The 21,565-nt window shown below is 65.0% G+C and carries 27 protein-coding genes; 11 read left to right on the forward strand and 16 right to left on the reverse strand.

Going from position 1 to position 21,565, the window contains the following annotated elements; translation table 11 throughout:
- Positions 1 to 24 precede the first annotated feature (24 nt).
- The 5 genes from SE91_RS03855 to lgt form a co-directional block, all read right to left on the reverse strand.
- Positions 25 to 978, reverse strand: a complete 954-nt coding sequence (locus SE91_RS03855; RefSeq protein ID WP_060737521.1) for a ribose-phosphate pyrophosphokinase — start codon at positions 976 to 978, stop codon at positions 25 to 27.
- A gap of 194 nt (positions 979 to 1,172) precedes the next feature.
- Positions 1,173 to 1,790: a hypothetical protein gene (locus SE91_RS03860; RefSeq protein ID WP_061846641.1), complete on the reverse strand. Its 618-nt coding sequence runs from the start codon at positions 1,788 to 1,790 to the stop codon at positions 1,173 to 1,175.
- Positions 1,791 to 2,070: 280 nt separating this feature from the next.
- Complete coding sequence (pgeF, locus tag SE91_RS03865) at positions 2,071 to 2,838, reverse strand: peptidoglycan editing factor PgeF (RefSeq protein ID WP_061846642.1); 768 nt, start codon at positions 2,836 to 2,838, stop codon at positions 2,071 to 2,073.
- On the reverse strand, positions 2,838 to 3,953 hold the full coding sequence (locus tag SE91_RS03870; RefSeq protein ID WP_061846643.1) for a class I SAM-dependent methyltransferase: 1,116 nt from the start codon (positions 3,951 to 3,953) through the stop codon (positions 2,838 to 2,840). Before SE91_RS03870 ends, pgeF begins: the two co-directional genes overlap by 1 nt.
- Before the next feature lie 22 nt (positions 3,954 to 3,975).
- Entirely contained in the window at positions 3,976 to 4,821 is an 846-nt protein-coding gene (gene lgt, locus SE91_RS03875) for a prolipoprotein diacylglyceryl transferase (RefSeq protein WP_061846644.1), read from the reverse strand.
- Positions 4,822 to 5,043: 222 nt separating this feature from the next.
- Here lgt and SE91_RS03880 point away from each other — a divergent pair, with 222 nt between their 5' ends.
- The 4 genes from SE91_RS03880 to ychF all read left to right on the forward strand — a co-directional run bounded on the left by SE91_RS03880 (position 5,044) and on the right by ychF (position 8,210).
- Positions 5,044 to 5,307 carry an accessory factor UbiK family protein gene (locus SE91_RS03880; protein WP_008544494.1) on the forward strand — a complete coding sequence of 88 codons (264 nt, stop codon included), beginning with the start codon at positions 5,044 to 5,046 and terminating at the stop codon, positions 5,305 to 5,307.
- Positions 5,308 to 5,607: 300 nt separating this feature from the next.
- Positions 5,608 to 6,327, forward strand: a complete 720-nt coding sequence (locus tag SE91_RS03885) for a 50S ribosomal protein L25/general stress protein Ctc (RefSeq protein WP_008544496.1) — start codon at positions 5,608 to 5,610, stop codon at positions 6,325 to 6,327.
- Positions 6,328 to 6,385: 58 nt separating this feature from the next.
- The gene (gene pth / locus SE91_RS03890) at positions 6,386 to 6,991 is read left to right on the forward strand and encodes an aminoacyl-tRNA hydrolase (protein WP_008544497.1); all 606 of its coding nucleotides are present in this window, start codon (positions 6,386 to 6,388) and stop codon (positions 6,989 to 6,991) included.
- A 121-nt stretch (positions 6,992 to 7,112) separates the two neighbouring features.
- Entirely contained in the window at positions 7,113 to 8,210 is a 1,098-nt protein-coding gene (gene ychF, locus SE91_RS03895) for a redox-regulated ATPase YchF (protein ID WP_061846645.1), read from the forward strand.
- Positions 8,211 to 8,352: 142 nt separating this feature from the next.
- Here the strand turns inward: ychF and SE91_RS03900 are convergent, their stop codons facing one another.
- Positions 8,353 to 8,649: a DUF4282 domain-containing protein gene (locus tag SE91_RS03900; protein ID WP_008544511.1), complete on the reverse strand. Its 297-nt coding sequence runs from the start codon at positions 8,647 to 8,649 to the stop codon at positions 8,353 to 8,355.
- A gap of 174 nt (positions 8,650 to 8,823) precedes the next feature.
- Here SE91_RS03900 and SE91_RS03905 point away from each other — a divergent pair, with 174 nt between their 5' ends.
- The 3 genes from SE91_RS03905 to SE91_RS36850 all read left to right on the forward strand — a co-directional run bounded on the left by SE91_RS03905 (position 8,824) and on the right by SE91_RS36850 (position 10,100).
- On the forward strand, positions 8,824 to 9,276 hold the full coding sequence (locus SE91_RS03905; protein WP_061846646.1) for a MaoC family dehydratase: 453 nt from the start codon (positions 8,824 to 8,826) through the stop codon (positions 9,274 to 9,276).
- Positions 9,276 to 9,755: a MaoC family dehydratase gene (locus SE91_RS03910; RefSeq protein WP_061846647.1), complete on the forward strand. Its 480-nt coding sequence runs from the start codon at positions 9,276 to 9,278 to the stop codon at positions 9,753 to 9,755. Before SE91_RS03905 ends, SE91_RS03910 begins: the two co-directional genes overlap by 1 nt.
- Before the next feature lie 198 nt (positions 9,756 to 9,953).
- Positions 9,954 to 10,100 (forward strand): hypothetical protein, encoded by a 147-nt coding sequence (locus tag SE91_RS36850; RefSeq protein ID WP_008544517.1) that lies wholly within the window; start codon positions 9,954 to 9,956, stop codon positions 10,098 to 10,100.
- A gap of 38 nt (positions 10,101 to 10,138) precedes the next feature.
- Here the strand turns inward: SE91_RS36850 and SE91_RS36855 are convergent, their stop codons facing one another.
- The 5 genes from SE91_RS36855 to SE91_RS03930 all read right to left on the reverse strand — a co-directional run bounded on the left by SE91_RS36855 (position 10,139) and on the right by SE91_RS03930 (position 13,720).
- Positions 10,139 to 10,276 (reverse strand): hypothetical protein, encoded by a 138-nt coding sequence (locus tag SE91_RS36855; RefSeq protein ID WP_167520737.1) that lies wholly within the window; start codon positions 10,274 to 10,276, stop codon positions 10,139 to 10,141.
- 297 nt (positions 10,277 to 10,573) lie between these two features.
- Positions 10,574 to 10,996, reverse strand: a complete 423-nt coding sequence (locus SE91_RS03915) for a hypothetical protein (protein WP_061846648.1) — start codon at positions 10,994 to 10,996, stop codon at positions 10,574 to 10,576.
- A gap of 326 nt (positions 10,997 to 11,322) precedes the next feature.
- Positions 11,323 to 12,246, reverse strand: coding sequence for a hypothetical protein (locus SE91_RS03920; protein WP_061846649.1), 924 nt, complete (start codon positions 12,244 to 12,246; stop codon positions 11,323 to 11,325).
- Between the two features lie 353 nt (positions 12,247 to 12,599).
- A complete protein-coding gene (locus SE91_RS03925) occupies positions 12,600 to 13,040 on the reverse strand; it encodes a nuclear transport factor 2 family protein (protein ID WP_061846650.1) in 441 nt (146 codons plus the stop codon).
- Positions 13,041 to 13,267: 227 nt separating this feature from the next.
- Positions 13,268 to 13,720: a nuclear transport factor 2 family protein gene (locus SE91_RS03930; RefSeq protein WP_061846651.1), complete on the reverse strand. Its 453-nt coding sequence runs from the start codon at positions 13,718 to 13,720 to the stop codon at positions 13,268 to 13,270.
- A gap of 501 nt (positions 13,721 to 14,221) precedes the next feature.
- Between SE91_RS03930 and SE91_RS03935 the strand changes: the two genes are divergently transcribed.
- Positions 14,222 to 14,608, forward strand: a complete 387-nt coding sequence (locus SE91_RS03935; protein ID WP_061846652.1) for a hypothetical protein — start codon at positions 14,222 to 14,224, stop codon at positions 14,606 to 14,608.
- Positions 14,609 to 14,700: 92 nt separating this feature from the next.
- Here SE91_RS03935 and uvrB read toward each other — a convergent pair whose 3' ends face one another.
- From uvrB to SE91_RS03955, 4 genes are all read right to left on the reverse strand, one after another.
- Positions 14,701 to 17,685 (reverse strand): excinuclease ABC subunit UvrB, encoded by a 2,985-nt coding sequence (gene uvrB, locus SE91_RS03940; RefSeq protein ID WP_082813657.1) that lies wholly within the window; start codon positions 17,683 to 17,685, stop codon positions 14,701 to 14,703.
- Between the two features lie 93 nt (positions 17,686 to 17,778).
- Entirely contained in the window at positions 17,779 to 18,006 is a 228-nt protein-coding gene (locus SE91_RS03945; RefSeq protein ID WP_061846653.1) for a hypothetical protein, read from the reverse strand.
- Between the two features lie 53 nt (positions 18,007 to 18,059).
- Positions 18,060 to 18,284 carry a hypothetical protein gene (locus SE91_RS03950; protein WP_008544563.1) on the reverse strand — a complete coding sequence of 75 codons (225 nt, stop codon included), beginning with the start codon at positions 18,282 to 18,284 and terminating at the stop codon, positions 18,060 to 18,062.
- Between the two features lie 110 nt (positions 18,285 to 18,394).
- Positions 18,395 to 19,312 (reverse strand): LysR substrate-binding domain-containing protein, encoded by a 918-nt coding sequence (locus SE91_RS03955; protein WP_060737523.1) that lies wholly within the window; start codon positions 19,310 to 19,312, stop codon positions 18,395 to 18,397.
- A gap of 122 nt (positions 19,313 to 19,434) precedes the next feature.
- On the opposite strand from SE91_RS03955, the gene SE91_RS03960 reads away from it, so the two are divergent.
- The 3 genes from SE91_RS03960 to SE91_RS03970 all read left to right on the forward strand — a co-directional run bounded on the left by SE91_RS03960 (position 19,435) and on the right by SE91_RS03970 (position 21,270).
- Positions 19,435 to 20,214: a sulfite exporter TauE/SafE family protein gene (locus SE91_RS03960; protein WP_061846654.1), complete on the forward strand. Its 780-nt coding sequence runs from the start codon at positions 19,435 to 19,437 to the stop codon at positions 20,212 to 20,214.
- Complete coding sequence (locus SE91_RS03965) at positions 20,211 to 20,441, forward strand: hypothetical protein (protein WP_061846655.1); 231 nt, start codon at positions 20,211 to 20,213, stop codon at positions 20,439 to 20,441. Before SE91_RS03960 ends, SE91_RS03965 begins: the two co-directional genes overlap by 4 nt.
- A 130-nt stretch (positions 20,442 to 20,571) precedes the next feature.
- Positions 20,572 to 21,270 carry a glutathione S-transferase family protein gene (locus SE91_RS03970; protein ID WP_061846656.1) on the forward strand — a complete coding sequence of 233 codons (699 nt, stop codon included), beginning with the start codon at positions 20,572 to 20,574 and terminating at the stop codon, positions 21,268 to 21,270.
- Between the two features lie 17 nt (positions 21,271 to 21,287).
- On the opposite strand, the gene SE91_RS37455 is transcribed toward SE91_RS03970, so the two are convergent.
- Positions 21,288 to 21,479, reverse strand: coding sequence for a cysteine-rich CWC family protein (locus SE91_RS37455; RefSeq protein WP_060737524.1), 192 nt, complete (start codon positions 21,477 to 21,479; stop codon positions 21,288 to 21,290).
- Positions 21,480 to 21,565 lie beyond the last annotated feature (86 nt).

The following is a 21,565-nucleotide window of genomic DNA, read 5'->3' on the forward strand; positions in this document are numbered from 1 at the left end:
GGGCGCCGTCCCGGAACGACGGTCTCAGTCGAACAGGCTCGACACCGACTCTTCCGCCGCCGTGCGCGCGATCGCGTCGGAGATCAGGCTGGCGATCGGAAGCGTGCGGATGTTCGGTGCCTTGGTCACCGCCTCGGTCGGCAGGATCGAGTCGGTGATCACGAGCTCCTTCAGCTTGGAGCCGGAGATGCGTGCGGCCGCGCCGCCGGAGAGCACGCCGTGGGTGATGTAGGCGTAGACGTCCTTGGCGCCCTTGGCGAGCAGCGCGTCGGCCGCATTCACCAGCGTGCCGCCGGAATCGACGATGTCGTCGACCAGGATGCAGCTGTAGCCGGAGACGTCGCCGATCACGTTCATGACTTCGGATTCACCGGGACGCTCGCGGCGCTTGTCGACGATCGCGAGTGGGGTGTTGATGCGCTTGGCGAGGCCGCGGGCGCGGGCCACGCCGCCGACGTCGGGCGAGACCACCATCACCTTGCCGAGGTCGAAACGTTCGCGGATGTCACGCACCATCAGGGGGGCGGCGAACAGATTGTCGGTCGGGATGTCGAAGAAGCCCTGGATCTGGCCGGCATGCAGGTCGAGCGTCATGACGCGGTCGACGCCGGCATGGCTGATCAGATTGGCGACGAGCTTGGCCGAGATCGGCGTGCGCGAGCCGGAGCGGCGGTCCTGCCTGGCATAGCCGAAATAGGGGATCACTGCGGTGATGCGGCGCGCCGAGGAGCGGCGCAGCGCGTCGGTGATGATCAAGAGCTCCATCAGGTTGTCGTTCGCCGGAAACGAGGTCGACTGGATGATGAAGGCATCCGAGCCGCGGATGTTCTCCTGGACCTCGACGAAGATCTCCATGTCCGCGAAGCGCCGCACCACCGCCTTGGTCAGCGGCATGTTGAGGCCCTGCGCGATGGCTTGGGCCAGAGCCGGATTGGAGTTGCCGGCGACGAGCTTGATGGAGCCGTTTTTGGCCGACATGGACGCTTCCTCCCGCGCTTTGCTGGATACGACGTTCAACATCAGAAAATACCCACTGGCAGCACGGTTACGACGGGCGAGGAAATATCAGGCGAGAGGCTGCAATGGCAACCCGGGATGCTACGTTTTCCCTTCGAAAATCCTGAGTCGGGCCAACGGCTTGGCCGCGACTTGAGGCCGTGGTTTAGCGGGGGTTATTGCGCGGCATAGCCAAGCGCCGAGGCCGGCATGCCCGGCGCAGGCGCCACCGGAATCGCGGTTGCCACCGCCGGTCCGCGCAGGTTCGGAGCCGCGCCGGGAGCATCCGGCGTCCCGTTGATCATGTTGGAAAGTCCGCTGAATCCGGCCTGGGCAATCTTGCGCAAGACGAGGTCGTCGGCAGCGCCCCAGGCGTCGCGGCCGGCCTTCGCGGAGGTGGGTTCCTCGCCGGACAGGCGCAGCGCCCGCTGCTGGTTGGCGTCGTAGACGTCCCAGACCCAGGCGATCACGGTCTTGCCACGGACGATTTGGGCGGAGAGGTAGCTGCGCACGCGGTAGGCGGCGGAGCCCTCGCGGGAGACCACGGACAGGCTGCGCAGCTTGGATTCGCTGTCGAGCACGCCGACCATGCGGTCGAACACCTGCGGCGGCGGCCCGTCGATGGATTCGAACGCCACGGTGGCGCCGCTGCTGCCGCTCGGCGCCATCGCATAGGAGTTGGCGGCACCACTGCCGCCTCCCGCGCAGCCGCCAAGCGCGGTCGCCGCTGCCAGCAGCATGACCGCCAGCACGCGCGAACCTGCACGGCCCAAGATGAACGACGCGTCCCTCATTATGGAGGGCAGCGATATCGTTAAAATCGATTAAGGTCTAGGGCGGCGGCGACACAACGCACGGTCCTGTCGCCCCGGAATGACACGGGGTTGCCCGTGTGTTCACGCTTCGACCGCGCAGCCTTCAAGGCGACGGTGCGTGTCCCGGGACGCGCTGCGGCGCGCAGTGCCGCTGCGCTGAGCCGGACCCAGATGGCCGCCGAGATCGAGATTGAAGAGACATGGGCCCCGGCTCAACGGCGCATCACTTGCGTGCTCGCCGCGTCCGGGGCACGAGATCTCACGCTTCGAGTGCGATCGCGTGAATGTGGCGGCCGTAATCCGGCTCCTTGCGATGCACCGAGCGGCGATAGCTGAAGAAGCGTTCGTCCGCATAAGTATCGAGGCCGAGATCGTCGATCATCAGGATGCCGGCGGCTTCGAGCCGCTTGCGGATGAAGCCGGCGAGATCGAACATCGCATGACCCTCGCGCACCGACGGGATGAAGAACACGGCATTCTCCGCATCCGCTTCGATGAAGCGCGTGACGAACTCGTTGCCGACCTCGTAGCTCTCCTGCCGGATCAGCGGGCCGATCGCGGCGATGATGCCGCCGCGGGTGGCACCGAGCTTCTCCATCGCAGCGATCGTTGCTTCCAGCACGCCGGTCAGCGCGCCCTTCCAGCCGGCATGCGCGCCGCCGATCACGCCCGCATTGGGATCGACGAACAGCACCGGTCCGCAATCGGCGGTGGAGACGCCGAGCGCGATGCCGGGTGTCCTTGTCACCAGCGCATCGCCCTTTGGCCGCGGCCCGCTCGGCCAGGGAGTTTCGGCGACGCGCACGTCGGGCGAATGGATTTGGTGCAGGCTGAGGAAGCGCTCCGGCGCGACGCCGACATGCTCGGCCATGCGGCGGCGATTCTCCGCGACGAGAGCCTGGTCGTCGTTGGAGCCGAGCCCGCCGTTCAGCGCGGCATAAATACCGCTGGAGACACCGCCCTCGCGAGTGAAGAAGGCATGGCGCAGGCCGGGCACGGCCGACAGCAGCGACGAAGTGAGGGTCATCAATTGTCTCCGGCCTGTTCGAGATCGCTGAGGCCGGCAAGACCCGTCAGCCGCGGCTCGGAGATGCCGATCACCTTGAACATCGAGCCCATGCCGCTGCGCCCCGTATCGGTCAGGCGCTTGAGCGCCACTGAGATGTCGGTGGCGACTTCAGGCGTTGCCTTCTGCATCAAGGCCGCCGCGCGGGTGTCGATGCCGACGCGCTTGAGGAAGTCGCCTTGCGTCACCGGGCCGTGCACGCGGGCGCCGACATCCTCCGCCGCGCGCGCCAGCGCCTGGAAATCGACATGGGCGGTGACGTCGGCTTGGCCGGGCGCCTTGAGCGGATCGGTGAAGGTGTGGCGCGCGATCGCCTGGAAGGTGTCGCCGGCATCGCTGCGCAGATGGCCGTAGTCAATGATCAGCGCTGCGCCATCCTGGTCACGCACGCGCGTTGCAAGCTTCATGATCTCGCCGTCGGGCCGCCATTCGAACACGGCGCCGATCGGGGCGGCGCGCACCAAGGGCGGCAGCAGCACGTCGAAGCGCGGCGTCGGCTCGGGCGCCGTGCCGAACTGAAGCTTGCCGTTGGGATCGATCTCGATCACGCGCTCGTGCCAGCCGTCCTCGAGTCGAACCATCTGGTGGATCGGCAGCACGTCGAAATATTCGTTGGCGAGGATGATGCTCGGTCCTTCCGGCACCTCGTCGATGCTGTCGTGCCAGGCGATGTTGCGCACGTTCGCCAGCGTCGCGCTCTGCCGCTCGCGCAGCACCGGGTTGACCTCCACCAAGTGGATGTGAAGCGCCTGATAGAGTGGCGGCAGCACGCGCAAGGCGCGCAGCGCATCGGCCATCATGGTGCCGCGGCCGGGACCGAGCTCGATCAGCCGCAGGAATTGCGGCGAGCCCATCTGCTTCCAGACTGAGGCGGTCCACAACCCCAGTAGTTCGCCGAACATCTGGCTGACCTCGGGCGCGGTGGTGAAGTCGCCCTCGCGCCCGAGCGGATCGCGCGAGACGTAATAGCCGTAGCGCGGATGCATCAGGCACAGTTCCATGTACCGCCAGACCGGCATCGGGCCTGAAGATTTGATCAGCGCCTTGATCTCGTTGAGTAGCGGCTGGTCGCTCACGGTCTATCTTCTCGAGATGAAATTAACTGACGGCCTCGATCGGCTTCGGCGCACCGCGCCTGACAGCCCATACAATAAGTATGAGGCCTACGATAAGCATCGGGATCGACAACAGCATGCCCATGGTTAATCCGCCCCAGAGGAATCCGAGCTGCGCGTCCGGCTCGCGGAAATGCTCGCCGGCGATGCGGGCCAGGCCATAGACCAGGATGAAGGCGCCGAGGATCATGCCGGGCCGTTTCAAGGCGCCGAAGCGGATCATGATCGCAAGCACGGTGAAGAGGAGGAGGCCCTCCATGCCGGCCTGGTAAAGCTGGCTCGGATGGCGCGGCAGATGTGTGGGGTCGTTGGGAAAGATCATCGCCCAGGGCAGGCTCGCATCGGTGGCGCGGCCCCACAATTCGCCATTGATGAAATTGGCGATGCGGCCGAGCAGCAACCCGATCGGCGCGACCGCGGTGGTGATGTCGCCCAGCGACAGGATCGAGATGCCGTTGCGATAGGCAAACCACATCACCGCGACGACACAGCCGAGGAAGCCGCCGTGGAACGACATGCCGCCCTCCCACAATTTGAACATCGCGGCGGGATGCTCGATGAAGAAGGGCAGGTTGTAGAACAGCACATAGCCGGTGCGGCCGCCCAGGATGATGCCGAGCGTGACCCAGAGGATGAAGTCGTCGATCTGCACCAGCGACATCGGCGCGGGGCCGCCCCACAGGCGCTCCTTCTTCAGGAGCGAGCGCGCATAGAGCCAGCCGAACACGATGCCGCAGATATAGGCCAGCGCGTACCAGCGGATCGCGAAAGGACCGATCTCGAGCGCGATGGGCTTGAAGGCAGGAAAGTCGATGAGAAGAAAGGGCATCGCGCCTTCTATGTCTGAATCAGATTGCGGCGCGAGATTCGGCGATTGCGCGCCAGCCGACGCCCTGTGATTCCTCTTATGCAGGGACGTTGAATACGATTGCAAGGAAACCGGGGCGTGACAAGGATACCGCCGCTTCGCTCTTGAACCGCCCGATGCGGATTGCCATTGTCTTTTCGAGCGTTCGCGCAAAGTTTATCGGAAGCCCGCCAGGAGACCGAAATGACCCAGACCAACAACCGGTTTTTCGACGAGATCGGCCGCCTGATGAACGATGCCGCCGGTGCCGCCCAGGGCGTCAAGCGCGAGTTCGACACGGTGATGCGCACCCAGGCGGAAAAATTCCTGCGCGACATGGATCTGGTCAAGCGCGAGGAGTTCGAGGCGGTCAAGGACATGGCCCGCCTCGCCCGCGAGGAGAATGAAACCCTGAAGGCGCGGATCGCCGCGCTGGAGGCGAAGCTCGGCGGCGCGCCGACGCCCTGACATAAGGGCGCGTGGTCTCGCCAACTCGTCATAGTCGGGCGTGCCCCGGCCATCCATCCCCTTCGAAACGTGCCGTTCTGCCTGATGGATGCCCCGGCCTTCGCCTCGCCGAAGCGGCTTCGGCCGCGCAGGCGGGTCAAGCCCGGGCATGACAGGGGCCCATTCTCCTTGTCATTTCCGCATCTTCCGGGTAAAAGCCCGCCACGTCTGCGGCCCCCGCACCCCTGGAGGCTTGCTGCGGATGATGCCATGGGCCGCGCTGCGGCCCATTAACTTTTGCAAAAACAAGGACTTAACGACATGGCGACGACCGTCAAGGAATTGAAGGCGACCGCACGTCCGAAGAGCGGCAAGGGGGCCGCCCGGGCTGAGCGTCGCGCCGGCAGAGTGCCCGGAGTGATCTACGGCAACAACCAGCCCCCCGTCACGATCTCGATCGAGGATCGTGAGCTGCGCCAGCGCATCCTCGCCGGCCGGTTCCTGACCACGCTGGTCGACATCGAGCTCGAGGGCAAGAAGCACCGCGTGATTCCGCGCGACTATCACCTCGATCCGGTCAAGGACTTCCCGATCCATGTCGACTTCATGCGGCTCGGCGAAGGCGCCACCATCCGCATCAGCGTGCCCCTGCACGTGGTGAAGGCGGAAACGTCCCCGGGCGTGAAGCGCGGCGGCACCGTCAACATCGTCGCCCACGCCATCGAGCTCGAATGCGGTGTCGAGAGCATCCCGCAATACATCGAGGCCGACGTCGGTTCGCTGGAAATCGGTCACTCGCTGCATCTGGCGGACGTCAAGCTGCCGGCTGGCGTGAAGGCGCTGACCCGCGAGGACGCGACCCTCGTCACCATCGTGCCGCCCTCAGGCTACGCCGAAGAGCAGAAGGCCGCGGCTGCGGCGGCTGCTGGTGGCGCGGCTCCGGCTGCGGGTGCTGCAGCTCCTGCTGCGGCGGCTCCGGCTGCGGGCGCTGCTGCTCCGGCGGCGGCTGCCAAGGCTCCGGCCGGCGACAAGAAGAAGTAATCTCTCAAAGCTGGCGCGCGGTCCTTGATCGCACGCCGAGCGAGGGGCGCGCCGCGTCATGCGACTCTTTGTTGGGCTCGGCAATCCCGGCGCGAAATACGCACGTAACCGGCACAATATCGGCTTCATGGCCGTCGAGGAGATCGCGCGGCGTCATGGTTTCGCACCATGGCGCCGTCGTTTTCAGGGCGAGACTGCGGAAGGCACGCTCGGCACTGAGCGCGTGATCTTGCTCAAGCCCACGACCTACATGAACGAGTCCGGCCGCGCCGTGCAGGAGGCCGCAAGCTTCTTCAAGATCGCGCCGGGTGACGTCACCGCTTTCCACGACGAGCTCGAACTGCCGCCGGGCAAGGTGCGGGTGAAGATCGGCGGCGGCATCGCCGGCCACAACGGCCTGCGCTCGATCTCGGCCCATATCGGCAACGACTATCGCCGTGTCAGGCTCGGCATCGGTCATCCCGGCGTCAAGGAATTGGTGCACGGCCACGTGCTGTCGGACTTCGCCAAGGCCGACAATGATTGGGTGGCGACGCTCTGCGATGCGGTGGCCGAGCACGCGGCACTGATCGCCAAGGGCACGGACGCGACCTTCGCCAACAGGGTGCATCTTGCCATGCAGGCGAAGGGATTTTTGACCAAGGACGAGAACGGCAAGGAATGACACTTGTCATCGCCGGACCTGATCCGGCGATCCATCCTTCGAAGACGATGGATGCGCGGGTCAAGCCCGCGCATGACGAATCCGGAATACATTTACGCGCGGAGCGCGGAGGCCAGGATCTATGGGATTCAAATGCGGGATTGTCGGGTTGCCCAATGTCGGCAAGTCGACCTTGTTCAATGCGCTGACCGAGACAGCCGCGGCGCAGGCCGCGAACTATCCGTTCTGCACCATCGAGCCGAATGTCGGCGAGGTCGCCGTGCCCGATCCGCGGCTCGACAAGCTCTCGGCGATCGCCAAGTCGGCGCAGATCATTCCGACCCGGTTGACCTTCGTCGACATCGCCGGCCTCGTGCGCGGGGCTTCCAAGGGCGAAGGTCTCGGCAACCAGTTCCTCGCCAACATCCGCGAGGTCGACGCCATCGCGCATGTCGTGCGCTGCTTCGAGGATTCGGACATCACCCATGTCGAGGGCAAGATCGCCCCGCTCGCCGACATCGAGACCATCGAGACCGAGCTGATGCTGGCCGACCTCGACAGCCTGGAGAAGCGCGTCGACAATCTCACCAAGAAGGCCAAGGGCAACGACAAGGACGCCAAGGAGCAGCTCGACCTCGTCAACCGCACCCTGGTGCTGCTCCGTGACGGCAAGCCCGCCCGCCTCGTCGAGCGCAAAGCCGAGGAGGAGCGCGCCTTCTCCATGCTTGGCTTGCTGTCGTCGAAGCCGGTGCTCTACGTCTGCAACGTCGAGGAAGGCTCGGCTGCGACGGGCAACGCGTTCTCCCAGGCGGTGCAGGAGCAGGCTGCCAAGGAAGGCGCCGTCGCCGTCGTCATCTCCGCCAAGATCGAGTCCGAGATCGCGACCATCTCGCGCGAGGAGCGCGCCGACTTCCTGGAGACGCTGGGCCTCGAAGAAGCCGGCCTCGACCGCCTGATCCGCGCGGGCTACACGCTGCTCGACCTCATCACCTATTTCACCGTCGGGCCGAAGGAAGCGCGCGCCTGGACCATCTATCGCGGCACCAAGGCCCCTGGCGCGGCCGGCGTGATCCACACCGATTTCGAGAAGGGCTTCATCCGCGCGGAGACCATCGCGTATGAGGACTACGTTGCGCTCGGCGGCGAAGCCGGCGCGCGCGACGCCGGCAAGCTCCGGCTCGAAGGCAAGGAATACGTCGTCGCCGACGGCGACGTGATGCATTTCAGGTTCAATACGTAAGCATCAGCATCGGTGCCGTAGGGTGGGTTAGACGAGCATATGCGCGAAGCGCATCTGCTCGGCATAACCCACCATTGTCTCGATCTGCAGAAACAGAAAAGGTGGGTTACGGCTTCGCCTAACCCACCCTACGAGACAAGCCTCATCGCATCCCGCCGCCCTGATCGCGGATCGCGCCGAGATGTTCGTTGATGCGGAAGACGATCAGGATCAGTTCCGCGACGATGCGCGAGAACACGATGCCGACGACGACGCTGGCGATCGACGACAGCAGCACCAGGAAGCCGCCGAACGGGCTGATCGCCATCGCAGCAAGGCCGGAGAAGACGCCGGAGAGGCCGAACAGGCAGATCAGCGCAATCACCAGCCAGTAGAAGGTCTTGATGATCGTGGGGGTGATGAACCGGTCCCACTGAAACAGATCGCTGAATGAAAACATCGCTCTCCCCAGGCAAATCGGGATTTCAAATCGGACCGCGGATCGCGACCCCGGGCTGATCCGACTCAAAGACCACGCCGCCGCGTCGAATGTAGCACGAGCCATGCGGGCCGGCGGGTTGAGATTGCCGCAAAGTGCGGCCACAATCTGTCATTTCCACCAACCCATCCCAAGATGACCCTGACCTTCGAAGATTTCCCGCCCGGCCGGTTCGGAACGTTCGGCCCGCGCCACGTCACCCGCGACGAGATTCTGGCCTTTGCCGCCGAGTTCGATCCGCAGCCGATGCACCTCGACGAAGAGGCCGCGGCGACAAGCATGCTGCGCGGCCTGTCCGGCTCCGGCTGGCACCTGTGCTCGCTGATGATGCGGATGATGGCCGACGGCTTCATCACCCGCGCCGCCTCGCTCGGCTCGCCCGGCGTCGACGAGGTGCGCTGGTTGTCTCCGCTCCGGCCGGGCGACGACCTCATGCTCGATGTCGACGTCGTGGAGGCGCGCGCCTCGAAGAGCCGCCCCGAGCTCGGCATCGTCAAGTTCAAATGCACCGTGCGCAACGCCAGGGGTGAAGCTCTCGCGGAGATGACCTCGCCGATCCTGATCAAGCGGCGCGAGGGGGCGGTCTGATGCGGTTCTTCGAGGACATCGATATCGGCCAGCGCCGCGAGATCGGCGCCTACACGTTCACCGCGGAAAAGATCAAGACGTTCGCCGCCAAGTTCGATCCGCAGCGCTTTCACCTCGATGAGGAGGAGGGCAAGAACTCGCTGTTCGGCGGGTTAGCTGCCTCCGGCTGGCACGTCGGCTCAGCCTGCATGAGCCTGCTTGTCGCCGATGGCCAGCGCCTAGCGCGCGAAGCCGCCTCGCGCGGCGAGGAGGTTGCGGTGTGGGGCCCGTCGCCGGGTTTTCGCGACCTGCGCTGGATCAAGCCGGTGCTCGCCGGCGACACGGTCTCCTATGTCAACGTCGTCATCGACAAGCGCATTTCAGCCTCGCGTCCCGGCTGGGGCATTTTGACGGCCCGTACCACCGGCACCAACCAGCGCGGCGAGGAAGTCTATTCCATCACCGCCTCGGCCTTCGTGCCGATGCGGAACGGCGGTTAGATCTGTTCCAAGATGAATGGTCGAAATGAAGGCGCGAGTGTTGCACCCGCGCTATGGACGCGATTCTGGGCGGCTGTCATAAGCCGCGCAAAGCTGGTTACCGCGAAGCAGTTTGGCGGAACCAGTGAGGTGCTAACTAATTATGAACCTGTCGCTGTCTATTTGAAACCAATTGGGCAGAGACAGGGGACGAGGACCATGGCAGATCGCGGCGCACTCAAATTCGTTGGTTTCATCTTCGCGACTGCGACGCTGGCCGTGATGCTCGTCGCTGGCATGGTGGTGAAGGGCTATGCCGATGGCGCCTACACCCTGGAAGCTTCTAGCGTCGAAGTCTCCGAGTAATATTTCGTTAACTATTCGGGGCCGCACCCGGCCCCGCCTCAGCGGCTGTAGACGAACGCCAAGACGGCGATCGCAACTGCCAGCAATCCGACAAAGCGCAGTGTGATCGTGCCGAGCTGATTCGGCGCGGGCCGCAGTGCGATAGGGTCCGAGTTGTCGGGCCGAATGCTTTCCATGAGCTTGTCCCCAAGGCCCGGCCGCTAAGGCCACGGGCGCTTGGCATTGGTCGCTGGTATGGGACGGAGGGTTCAAAGCCTTGGCGCCGCACTCACCGCTGTCATGCCTCGGCTTGACCGGGGCATCCAGTACGCCGCCGCATCTCGGCTCAATCACTGCCGTCTCGGAGTACTGGATCACTCGCTTTCGCGGGTGATGACACCTCCAATGGCAAGGACGCGAGCCTAGCTTGTTCCACGAATCAAAACCGCCGCGCCCCTTGCGGAACGCGGCGGCCGGTGATGCGGTTTGACCGATTAGCTGTTGCGCAGGCCGTCGGCGGCGCGCTTCCACTGCGCGACGTTGTCGGCGATCATGCGGGTCGACTTCATCGCGGCCTGGCTGAGCTGGGCGTAGCCGGAGATCTCGCGCTGGACGCGCTGGCCTTCGGCATGGAGCAGGTCGCGGAGGCTCTCGAGCTCGGAGATCAGATTCTCGATCTCGGCGAGCGAGGTGCCGGCGACGCGCTGGATCAGCGAGTTGACGTTGTTGACGGTCGCTTCCGCGCTCGGGTCGAGCGGCGGTGCGTCGGTGGTGGTCGCGGCCGGACGGCGCAGATAGGCGATGTCGTTACGGACGAAATCGCGGATGCCGGCTTCGACCTCGGTCACGGCGGCAAGGTTGGTGTCGACCGTCTCGGTCTCGGTGCCTTCGGCCTTTTCGGGACGCATGGCGTTCATCGTTATTCCCCTGTTCGCGTTGAGCGCAGCGCGAGTGTCCCCCGCACGACGACGTCTGTGAGGCAGACCGCATCTGTGCGTCCGATTTTGACCGCAAATGGGCCGAGATGCGGCAAGGGCGGACCATTCGGGGGTTTTGCCGTGGCGTAGGGTTAGCAGAGTGTGAACGGGGTCTGCGGCGACGGACCTTTGGGTTCCTCATGGTGAGGAGCGCGAAGCGCGTCTCGAACCATGAAGCGCCCAGGTCGGCCAGCGGGGCCTTTATCCTTCGAGACGCACTCCTGCGGAGCGCCCTCTCCGATGAGGGGAGAGCAGGGGACTCGCCCCTACCAGCTCTTCTTGAAACCCGCCGTCACGCTCTTGTTGATCGCGCCTTGTGAGGTCTCGCCGACCGAGCCGGAGACCGTGACGTTGTCGAACAGCTTCTGTTCGGCGCCGAACTTGCGCAGCCATTTGTCGTCAGTGGTCGACAACGTCTGGCCGGCCGTGATGCTGGTACCGGTGTCGGTGAGCGTGACCTTGGCGGTCTGGTCGGTCTCGTAGTTGCGGGTGATGTGGCCGCCGATGCCGGGGACCGCCGTGGTGCCGTGCTGGTTGACGCTGTAGCCGTTCTGGAGCGTCAGCGACGTGTCGCCGGACAGCGGCACGGATTTGGTCAGCGAGGCCCCGATCTTGCTCTGCTCGGAGCCGGGATCGAGCCGGGCCTCCACTGCCGTCTTGTCCCAGATCACGCCCGCGCCCGGCGCGGTCGCCGTTGCCCAGGCGCTGCCGGAGGATTGCGGCAGGTTGCCGCCATTGCTGGCCTTCTGCGCCAGCAGCTCGGACATCGTCCTCGGCTCGTTCGTCACCGTCATGTCGGCGCCGATCCGCGTGTCCCAAAACGAGAACACGGACTGCTTCACCGTCACCGCGGAGGAGCCGTTGGCATTGGCGTTCGACGACCAATCCAAGCCGTCCTTGGCGGCGGCCTGGGCGCGCTTCTTGGCAACCATGGGGTCGATGCCGGTCCCGGCATCGACTGCGAGCTGGCTCCAGTCGAGCTTGTCGACGTCGATGCCCTTGAGCACGTCTGGGTCATTAGCGCTGGGAGCCTCCGCGACGGCCTCTGTCTCGGCCTCGTCCTCAGGCGCAGCCGCGGGTTGGGAGAAGGGCGGAATGATCTGCGCCGAGACCGTCAGCACCGAGCCCAAGATGAAGGCAGCCGCCAGCACTGGCAGCCTGGTCCAGCCAAACCCTGTCGAGAATTCCATCGTCCTGCCCGCAACCCCCCGGCACATGCCCATCGACAATATATATCGAGCTCCGGCCATGCACCATTCCGTCGCGAGACATGCGGGTCCATCGTCGCGAAATTGTGACGGCTTGCCGCGAATGGCGAACCAACGGGCCGCGCGAAAAGCGCGCGCCCGATGACGAGCTGCTGACACGGCCGCATCCGGCGGGGCTGGAGGCCAGGAGCGTCATGTCAGTTTCGTCATCGGTCCCGGAGAGCAGGACCCGTTGGCGTCCCCCCTGAAGCACGATGATCATCCATCGCGCTTCAGGTTGTCGTTTGCGTATGATCTTTTTGGGAAAACCGCTTCGCGCTTTTCCGGATCATGCTTTAGCCGGCGCGCGTCATCTTCGGCAGATGAATGGCGCGGCCGAGTGCCTGCTCGACCAGGTCAAAAGTGTCGATCAGCACGCGCATGCTGACGAGCTTGCCCGCCCTGAACTGGGCGAACTGCGCGACGCGCAGGCTGATCGGCTTGTTGGAATCCAGCGCCGTCAGCGAATAGCGCAGCATCGAGGCGGCGGAATCGACGCCGAGCATGATGCTCTCGCGGTCGAAGCGGCGGACGTGGAAATTGTCGGCCAGCTGGCAGATGACGTCGAGCACGGCGTCCTTGCCGTTTCGTGCGCCGAGGAACGGAAACATGTCGATCGGGCCATAGAGCGCCCATTCGACGTCCTCGTCGATCAGGGCCTCGATATCGCCGAACTCCTGGTCGTTGATCGCACGGTGCAACGCGCGCGAGAAACGCCAGAGGCTGTGCTCTGTCATTTGGCGTAGTCCTGAAGCTGGCTTGCAAGAAAAACGGAAAACAACCCCATGCACAGAAAGGTGCCGGGGCGCTCAACTCATTTGTACACGAATAAATACGGGGTTTTCGCCAAAACGCAATTCACGTTTTCGCAATGCACAAATGCGTGCATTTTGTGAGATTTGCAACAGAACCCCGTAGTTTGCCGGTCCGGCTGGGCGCATGGAACCGTAAGCCGAGCCGCGACCTACCCCCTATCCACCCCCGTCCCCACGATCAGCGGCCCGATCTCGCGCTCCAGCACCTGTTGCACCAGATCGTAGGAATCGATGATCTCGCGGATCTGCGCCACCAGCCCGCCGCGGAAGCTGTAGAACACCGCCATGTCGAACTGCACGACGCGGTCGTTGCTGCGCTTCCGGAAATAGGTGTGCATGTAGGTCGCGACCTCGTCGCCCTCGGCGACGATCACGGGCGCCTTGTAGCGAACTTCCGAATAGCGCGACCAGATCGTCTGCCAGAGTTCGCTCAGCTCTTCCTTGCCGTGGCGCGGCACCATGTGCGGCAGCACGTCGATCGGCGCATGGGTGAGGAAGTCGACGTCGTCGGTGCAGCACGCCAGCGCCGCCTCGATGTCACCGCGTGCGAAGGCATCGAGCAGATGCACGACACGCTGGCGATTAAGCTTCTCCACCGTCATTCCGCCCGTCCTCGTCGGCCCCGTGGCGTTGCGCAACGCTTACGCACGATCCCGCGCATCGCCAATCCTCGAGATCACAGGGATGTTGCAGTGGTTTTGACGCGCGAGCGCAGAGCCAGGTTCATGGCAATGCGATCATGGGTTGTGGTGCAGTCGCGCTGCAAGAATTCATGCCGTCCTCGGCGGCATGGCGCGCAACCGCACATGGACGAGCGCAATGCCCGCGAATGGAACCGCACATGCTCGCTTGCGCCGCTATCGCAATGCATCCTTGCGACGAGCCCTTGCGACAAGCAATCCAGAGTCTTCCCGCGGAGACAGCCTGGATTGCTTCGCTCCGCTCGCAATGACCACGTGGCCAGCTCTTGTGAGCCCAACCCGGCGTTCTGCTCCGGCCTGTCCCCGCATGCGTGGACCGGCGAAGCCGCCGCGTGACGCATCTCACATCACGCCCGTCCAGGCGCAGCTAACGTCATCCCGAAGTCATCAGGGAGACGTGCCATGGCCGCTATCGCCACCGCGAGAAAGTCACGCCTGCACAACGCGCTCGAAGGCCTCGCGCTGACCGCGGCCCTCCAAAGCTTCCCGACCTTCGCCCTCGCCGCCTTCCTGCTCAAGCTCTGCGGCGACCGCGACCTCTCCGGCGACCCCGGCGTCGCCATCTTCGTCGCAATCGCTTCGTTCACCCACGCGCTGCTCGCGGTGACCCTGGGCCCGAGCTTCCCCACCTTGTTCAAGACGGTCTACGAGCCGAAATTCTTCGAGGCCCATCTCTCGTTCTCCGACAAGATCACGGCCTGGCGCACCCACCCCGTCGCCTCGCTGCAACTGGTAACGATCGTGCTGCTGCTGTCGGTGATGGCGGTGGTGACGGCGAGCGTGGGGTGAGGGGCCTCTCTCCACGTCATTCCGGGGCGCCGCGGAGCGGCGAGCCCGGAATCCATAACCACGAACGGCAGTGATGAAGCGGTAGTGCTTCCCTACCTCTTCTTCCACCCACCCCGTCGCCCAGGCGCCCCGCCCGTCGACTTCGGCGCGGGCCCGAACTCCGGGCCCGACTGCCGTGAGTCCGTCGGCTGGATGATGCGGCTCGTGCTGCCGAACGGCTTTGCCGGCAGCGCGCGGGTCTCGCGGTAGGGCAGGGATTCCGGGCCGTGCATCTCGTCGAGATGCGGCTTGTGCACCTTTGAGCCACTGCCGCCGCCGCCGCCACCGCTCGCCTTCAGCGCAGAGCTGACGGTTTTCTTCTTCATCGCGCTGACCGGCAGGTTGGCGGCATCGCCGTATTTCTTCGTGCCGGCATAGGCGCCGGCCTTGCCCTGCACGGTGCGCTGCTTGGCGGTGGGGTCGTCGACCACCGCGAGCTCGGTCGCGCGCAGGCGCTTGACCTCGTCGCGGAGGCGGGCGGCTTCCTCGAAGTTCAGGTCGGCGGCGGCCTCGCGCATGCGGGTTTCGAGATCGGCGAGCACGGCTTCGAAATTGTGGCCGATCGAGATGACGTCGTCCGTCATGTCGTGGCCGCCGACCTCGATCAGCACGTGGTCGCGCTCGTAGACGGAGTTGAGGATGTCGCCGATCTGCTTCTTCACGCTCTCCGGCGTGATGCCGTTGGCGGTGTTGTATTCCACCTGCTTCTCGCGGCGGCGGTTGGTCTCGGCGATGGCGCGCTCCATCGACCCCGTCATCTGGTCGGCATAGAGGATCACCTTGCCGTCGACGTTGCGCGCGGCGCGGCCGATGGTCTGGATCAGCGAGGTCTCGCTGCGCAAAAAGCCTTCCTTGTCGGCGTCGAGGATGGCAACCAACGCACATTCGGGAATGTCGAGGCCTTCGCGCAAGAGGTTAATGCCAACCAGCGCGTCGAAGGCGCCGAGGCGCAAGTCCCGGATGATCTCGATGCGCTCGATGGTGTCGATATCGCTGTGCATGTAGCGCACGCGAATGCCCTGCTCATGCAGATATTCGGTGAGGTCCTCCGCCATGCGTTTTGTCAGAACCGTGATCAGCGAGCGATAGCCGGCCTGCGCGGTGGCGCGCACCTCGCCGACCAGATCGTCGACTTGCGTGCGGGCGGGGCGGATGTCGACGGGCGGATCGATCAGCCCGGTCGGGCGAATGACCTGCTCGACGAACACGCCGCCGCTCTCGTTCAGCTCCCAGCCGCTCGGCGTCGCCGACACCGCGACGGTCTGCGGCCGCATCATGTCCCACTCCTCGAAGCGCAAGGGGCGGTTGTCCATGCAGGAGGGCAGGCGGAAGCCGTATTCGGCGAGCGTCGCCTTGCGGCGGAAGTCGCCGCGGAACATGGCGCCGATCTGCGGGATGGTGACGTGGCTTTCGTCGGCGAAGATCAGCGCGTTGTCGGGGACGTATTCGAACAGCGTCGGCGGCGGTTCGCCGGGACGGCGTCCCGTGAGATAGCGCGAATAGTTCTCGATGCCGGCGCAGCTTCCCGTCGCCTCCATCATCTCGAGGTCGAAGGTGGTGCGCTGCTCCAGCCGCTGCGCTTCGAGCAGGCGGCCCTGGTTGTGCAGCTGGTCGAGCCGCTGCTTCAATTCGAACTTGATCGACTTGATCGCCTGCACCAAGGTCGGGCGCGGCGTCACATAGTGCGAATTGGCGTAGATCTTGATGAATTCAAGCTCGTCCTGCTTGTGCCCGGTGAGCGGATCGAACTCCTCGATATTCTCCACGGTGTCGCCGAACAGATTCACGCGCCAGGCGCGGTCCTCATAGTGCGCCGGGAAGATGTCGATGACGTCGCCGCGCACGCGAAATGTGCCGCGGGTGAAATCGGCCTGGGTGCGCTTGTACTGGAGCGCGACCAGGTCGGCGATGAGCTGGCGCTGGTCGATGCGCTCGCCCTTCTTCAGCGCGAAGGTCATCGCGGTATAGGTTTCGACCGAGCCGATACCGTAGATGCAGGACACCGACGCCACGATGATGACGTCGTCGCGCTCCAGCAGCGCGCGCGTCGCCGAGTGGCGCATACGGTCGATCTGCTCGTTGATGGACGAATCCTTTTCGATGTACGTGTCCGTGCGCGGGACATACGCTTCCGGCTGGTAGTAGTCGTAGTACGAGACGAAATACTCGACCGCATTGTCGGGGAAGAAGTTCTTGAACTCTCCATAGAGCTGGGCGGCCAGCGTCTTGTTCGGCGCCAGGATGAGAGCGGGGCGCTGCGTCGCCTCGATCACCTTGGCCATGGTGTAGGTCTTGCCCGAGCCGGTGACGCCGAGCAGCACCTGCGAACGGTCGTTGCGATTGATGCCCTCGACCAGCTCGGCAATCGCGGTCGGCTGGTCGCCCTTGGGCTCGTAGGCCGACTTGATCTCAAAGCGCACGCCGCCTTCGGACTTTTCCGGGCGCGGCGGCCGGTGCGGCGTCCACACCCGCGTGGAGCCGTCGTCCTTGCGGAACTCGGGGCGCCCCTCGCGGATCAACGCCTCCAGCGCATCCGCGGTGGCCTTGACGCCGAGCGCCTCCATTTTGGAGCGCGGCGGCCGCGCCAGCGCTTCGGCGTCGTCCTCCTCGGTTGGCAGCCCGAGCTGCCGCGCCAGTTCCGGATCGAGCTTCGGGATCGTGGCCGCAGTTCCGTGATTGGCCTGCGGTACCTCTTCCAATCCGGTCAGCTCAGAGGATTGGCGCGCGCCCGGCGGCTGCGGATTGGGCCGCAGCGGCATCGGCCGCGTGGCATCCTGCGGAAACTCCTTCGGCGTCGAGGCGCGCGCGCGGTGTGCGGCAGCTTCGCCCCCGGAGCGACGATCGCGCGAATTGTCCGGCGGCGGCTGCAGGCCGGTGCCCGATCCCAGGCCCGCATCGCCGCGATTGATGGCGGGATTGAGCAACTCGGCCAGCGCCGGCCCGATCGGCTGCACGTCGGGGCGATGCGCCTTCGAGTTCGGAGCCTTGGTCTTCGGGGATTTGCCGGATTTTTCGGAGGATGCAGGTTTCTTCGCCATGAGGCGAATATGGGACGAGTCCGCCCCTCAATAAAGGGCGAATGCCCATCGTCATGCAGGCTGCTGACAGCAGGTTGGCAGCAGCCCCCGAGCTCACGCCGCCGGCGACGGACCCTCACCGTCCTCGGCCGTCATATTCGGCTCGAGGATGTCGAGATGGATGCCGCCGCAATCGGTGCAGCGCATGGTCCAATACTCGCATCCGGCGCGACCGCCGATGACGCGGAGCACCGTGAGATCGCCGTCGCATTCCGGGCAGTTGGACAGCACGGCGCGGCTATAGATCCGCGGCCGCGCTCCGTCGATTTCGATGATTGACATGACCGGTTCCCCCCTCGCGCCGCCCCGTCTTGGTCTGTTGGCCGTCCGTTCGCCTATTCGTCGTCGCCCTCGGCCCGCCGGCGGAAGCGATCGATGTGGTGCTTGGCGTCGGCAATCGCGGCGTCGCGATCGGGCCAGGCGAAGCCGACCTCCATGGCTGGAAACAGCACGCCGTCGATGGCCACCGGGCTGAAATCCGCACGCCGGATGCGGGCATGCCAAAGGCCTTTGCCAGCTTCGAAGGATTCGATGTCAAAGCCGTCGTAGATTGTCGTCATTCTTGTCGGTCCCACTTTTCTTTTCGGAGGGTCAGGGGACCACATTTGCGGCCTTCAGCATGTGAAGCGGTTCACAAGTGGCCGGCTTTTTCACCCGATCGGGTGACAGGTCAGTTCCGCGCGGCGGTGCGGCCGATCCGCTTCACCGGCCGGGCAGCAGGTTCCGATGCCGCGCGCATGATCCAGCGGCGAAACGCGGCAAAGTCGCGCTGCTCGGTCTGGAAGCCGCGATAGAGCAGATACCAGCGCATGCCCTTGGGCACCGAGAGATCGAACGGCGCGACCAGCCGGCCGGCGGCGAGATCGTCGTCGATGTAGGGCCGGATGCCCATGGCGATGCCGAGCCCGTCGGCGGCAGCCTGCAGCGCCTGGCCGTAGAACTGGAACTCGGGCCCGCGCGCGTTGATGCGGGCGAGGCTTGCGGCCTTGAGCCAGATCGGCCAGTCCTCCGGCGAATGCGCGACGCGGATCAGGCTCGGTCCCCTGAGATCCGCAGGCCGCTTCAATCCGCTCGCAAGGCGCGGCACGCAGACCGGCGTGAGATCGCCCGCGAACAGCGGCTCGGCAACGAGACCGGGCCAGTCGCCGGTGCCGAGCTTGATGCCGCAGCTCCAGTCCTCGCCGAACGGCACCGAGGCGCCGCCGGTGGTGAAACGCACCTCGATGTCGGGCTCCTCGCTGCGAAACTCCGACAGGCGCGGGATCAGCCAGCGCATCGCGAAGGTGTGGCCGACACCGATGGTCAGCACGCGCACGCTGGAGGGCGCTGTCACCTGCGCGGTGAGGCTCGCCAGCGCATCGAAGATCGGCGTCAGCCCGCTCTGATAGGCGCGGCCGGCCTGCGTCAGCACCAGGCGGTTGGCCTTTCGCTCGAACAGCGCGAGGCCGAGCCGCTGCTCGAGCAGATGCACCATGCGGCTGACCGCGGCGGCCGACACGTTGAGCTCGAGCCCGGCCGCAGCAAAGCTGCCCGTCCGCGCTGCCGCCTCGAATGCCTTGATGCCGTTGAGAAACAGCAGCCGCCGCAAATGCAAGTCCCCTATTCAGTACCCTCAGGAAAGCTGATGCCAAGGGCAAGATAACTCAGTTTGCGAAGGCAGAGCAAGCAAGGCAGGTTCACCTCCGACAATCGCCGACAGGAGACCCCGTCGTGACGCCCATCATGATCGCTGCCCTCGGATTGCTGATGGTCGCCACCGCGTTCCTGTCGGGACTGTTCGGCATGGCGGGCGGGCTGATCCTGATCGGCGTGCTCCTGGCCCTGATGCCGCTGCCGACCGCGATGGTGCTGCATGCGATCACGCAGATGGCCTCGAACGGCTGGCGTGCGTTCCTGTGGCGCGCGCATATCCGCTGGCGACCGGTCGCGAACTATATGGTCGGCGCTGCCATCGCACTCGCGGCGTGGTCTCTGACCCGCTACGTGCCGGACAAGCCGATGGCGCTGCTGCTGCTCGGCGTCACCCCGTTCATGGCGCGGCTGCTGCCCACCAACATCAAGCCGGATCCTGATCGCCTCTGGCAAGGTACGGTCTATGGCACGATCTGCATGGGCCTGATGCTGATGACCGGCGTCTCCGGTCCGCTGCTCGATACTTTCTTCCTCGGCGGCGATTTCGGTCGGCGCGAGAAGGTCGCGACGAAAGCGATGTGCCAGCTCGTCAGCCATTTCACCAAGCTCGTCTATTTCGGCGGCATCATCGACCAGGCGGCGAGCCTCGATCCCGTGCTCGCCGGCGTGGCCATTCTCGCCTCGATGCTCGGCACCACGCTGGCGCGGCGCATCCTGGAAGCCATGACTGATCAGCAATTCGTGGCCTGGTCGAACAAGCTGATCACCACCATCGCCTGCTACTACATCGCCTATGGCGGCTGGCTGCTGCTTCGCGCGCCGGTTCTGGCCGCCTTCGACCAGGGAGGTTTGCCATGAGGGAGACGGCCGATCCGCTGGTGCTGGACTTCGTCGAATGGGTCGCGCGCGAGCCGCGCGCCTATGCCGAGGTGGTCGCGACCTGGAAGACCTCGTGCCCGCGCCTCACCATCTGGGAGGACGCTGCGGATCGCGGCTACGTTGCGCGCGAGACGATTGCGGGGGTGGGGCTGATGATCGCGGTGACGAAGGACGGCGAGTGGTTTTTGCGGACCAATGGGCGTTGAGTCAGGCCTGCCGCCACAACGTCATTGCGAGCGCTAGCGAAGCAATCCAGAATGTCTCCGCGGCGGCAGTCTGGATTGCTTCGTCGCAAGAGCTCCTCGCAATGACGGAGCAAGAGGAGGCTGCCAGCCAATGTCACTCAAGCTCTACGAACTCGTCGGCACCGACGCCGCGCGCCCGTTCAGCCCGTATTGCTGGCGCACGCGGATGGCGCTCGCGCATAAGGTGCTGTCGGCGCAATCGCTGCCCTGGCGCTTCACCGAGAAGAGCGCGCTTGCCCCGCACGGCTCCGAGAAAGTCCCTGTGCTGCTGCATCACGACAAGCCCGTGGTCGATTCCTGGACGATCGCGGCCTATCTCGAAGACAATTTCCCGGATCGACCGTCGCTGTTCGGGGGTGAGGGCGGCCGCGCCATGGCGCGCATGATCAACGCATTCGGCGACATCGCCATCGTCGGCGGCATCTTTCCGCTCATAGTGGCCGACATCCCGAACAATCTCGCCGAGGCCGACGCCGCCTATTTCCGAAAGTCGCGCGAGGCGCGCTTCGGCGGCAAGAGCTTGGAACAGGTCATGGCAGGCCGCGACAGCGGCGTGGTCGCTTTCCGCAAGTCGCTGGAAGTGATACGGCAGACGTTGAAGAAGCAGCCCTATCTCGGCGGCGCCACGCCGAACTACGCCGACTACATCGTGTTCGGCGGCTTCCAATGGGCGCGCGTGGTGAGCCCGTTCAAGCTGCTCGAAGCGGATGACCCGATCTATGCGTGGCGCGAAAAGCTGCTCGATGCATTCGACGGCATGGCGCGGACATCGCCGGGGCATGAGGTATAGGCCACGCTGTTTCCGGCCTAACGCTCCGCCGCCGCCTTCCGCAAGCAGTCCCGGCACAGGCAATCCTCGCCCTTCATCGGCATCGGCAGTTTTGCCGTCTCCTCCGCGCACCAGCACGTGCCCGAGAGGTCGCAGCCGAATTCGGTGCCGCAGCGGGAGCAGGTGAGACGGCGGGGTTCCGGCAGCGAGGATTGTTTCGCGATTGTCATCATTTACGCCGAAGCTTCGCCGTCATTTTCATGTCGGGTTCATTTGTCGCTGCGGTATATTAGGCGCTGCGCAGGCATCAGGAAAG

The organism is Bradyrhizobium sp. DOA1 (assembly GCF_001593325.1).
In the GTDB taxonomy this organism is placed as follows: Bacteria; Pseudomonadota; Alphaproteobacteria; order Rhizobiales; family Xanthobacteraceae; genus Bradyrhizobium.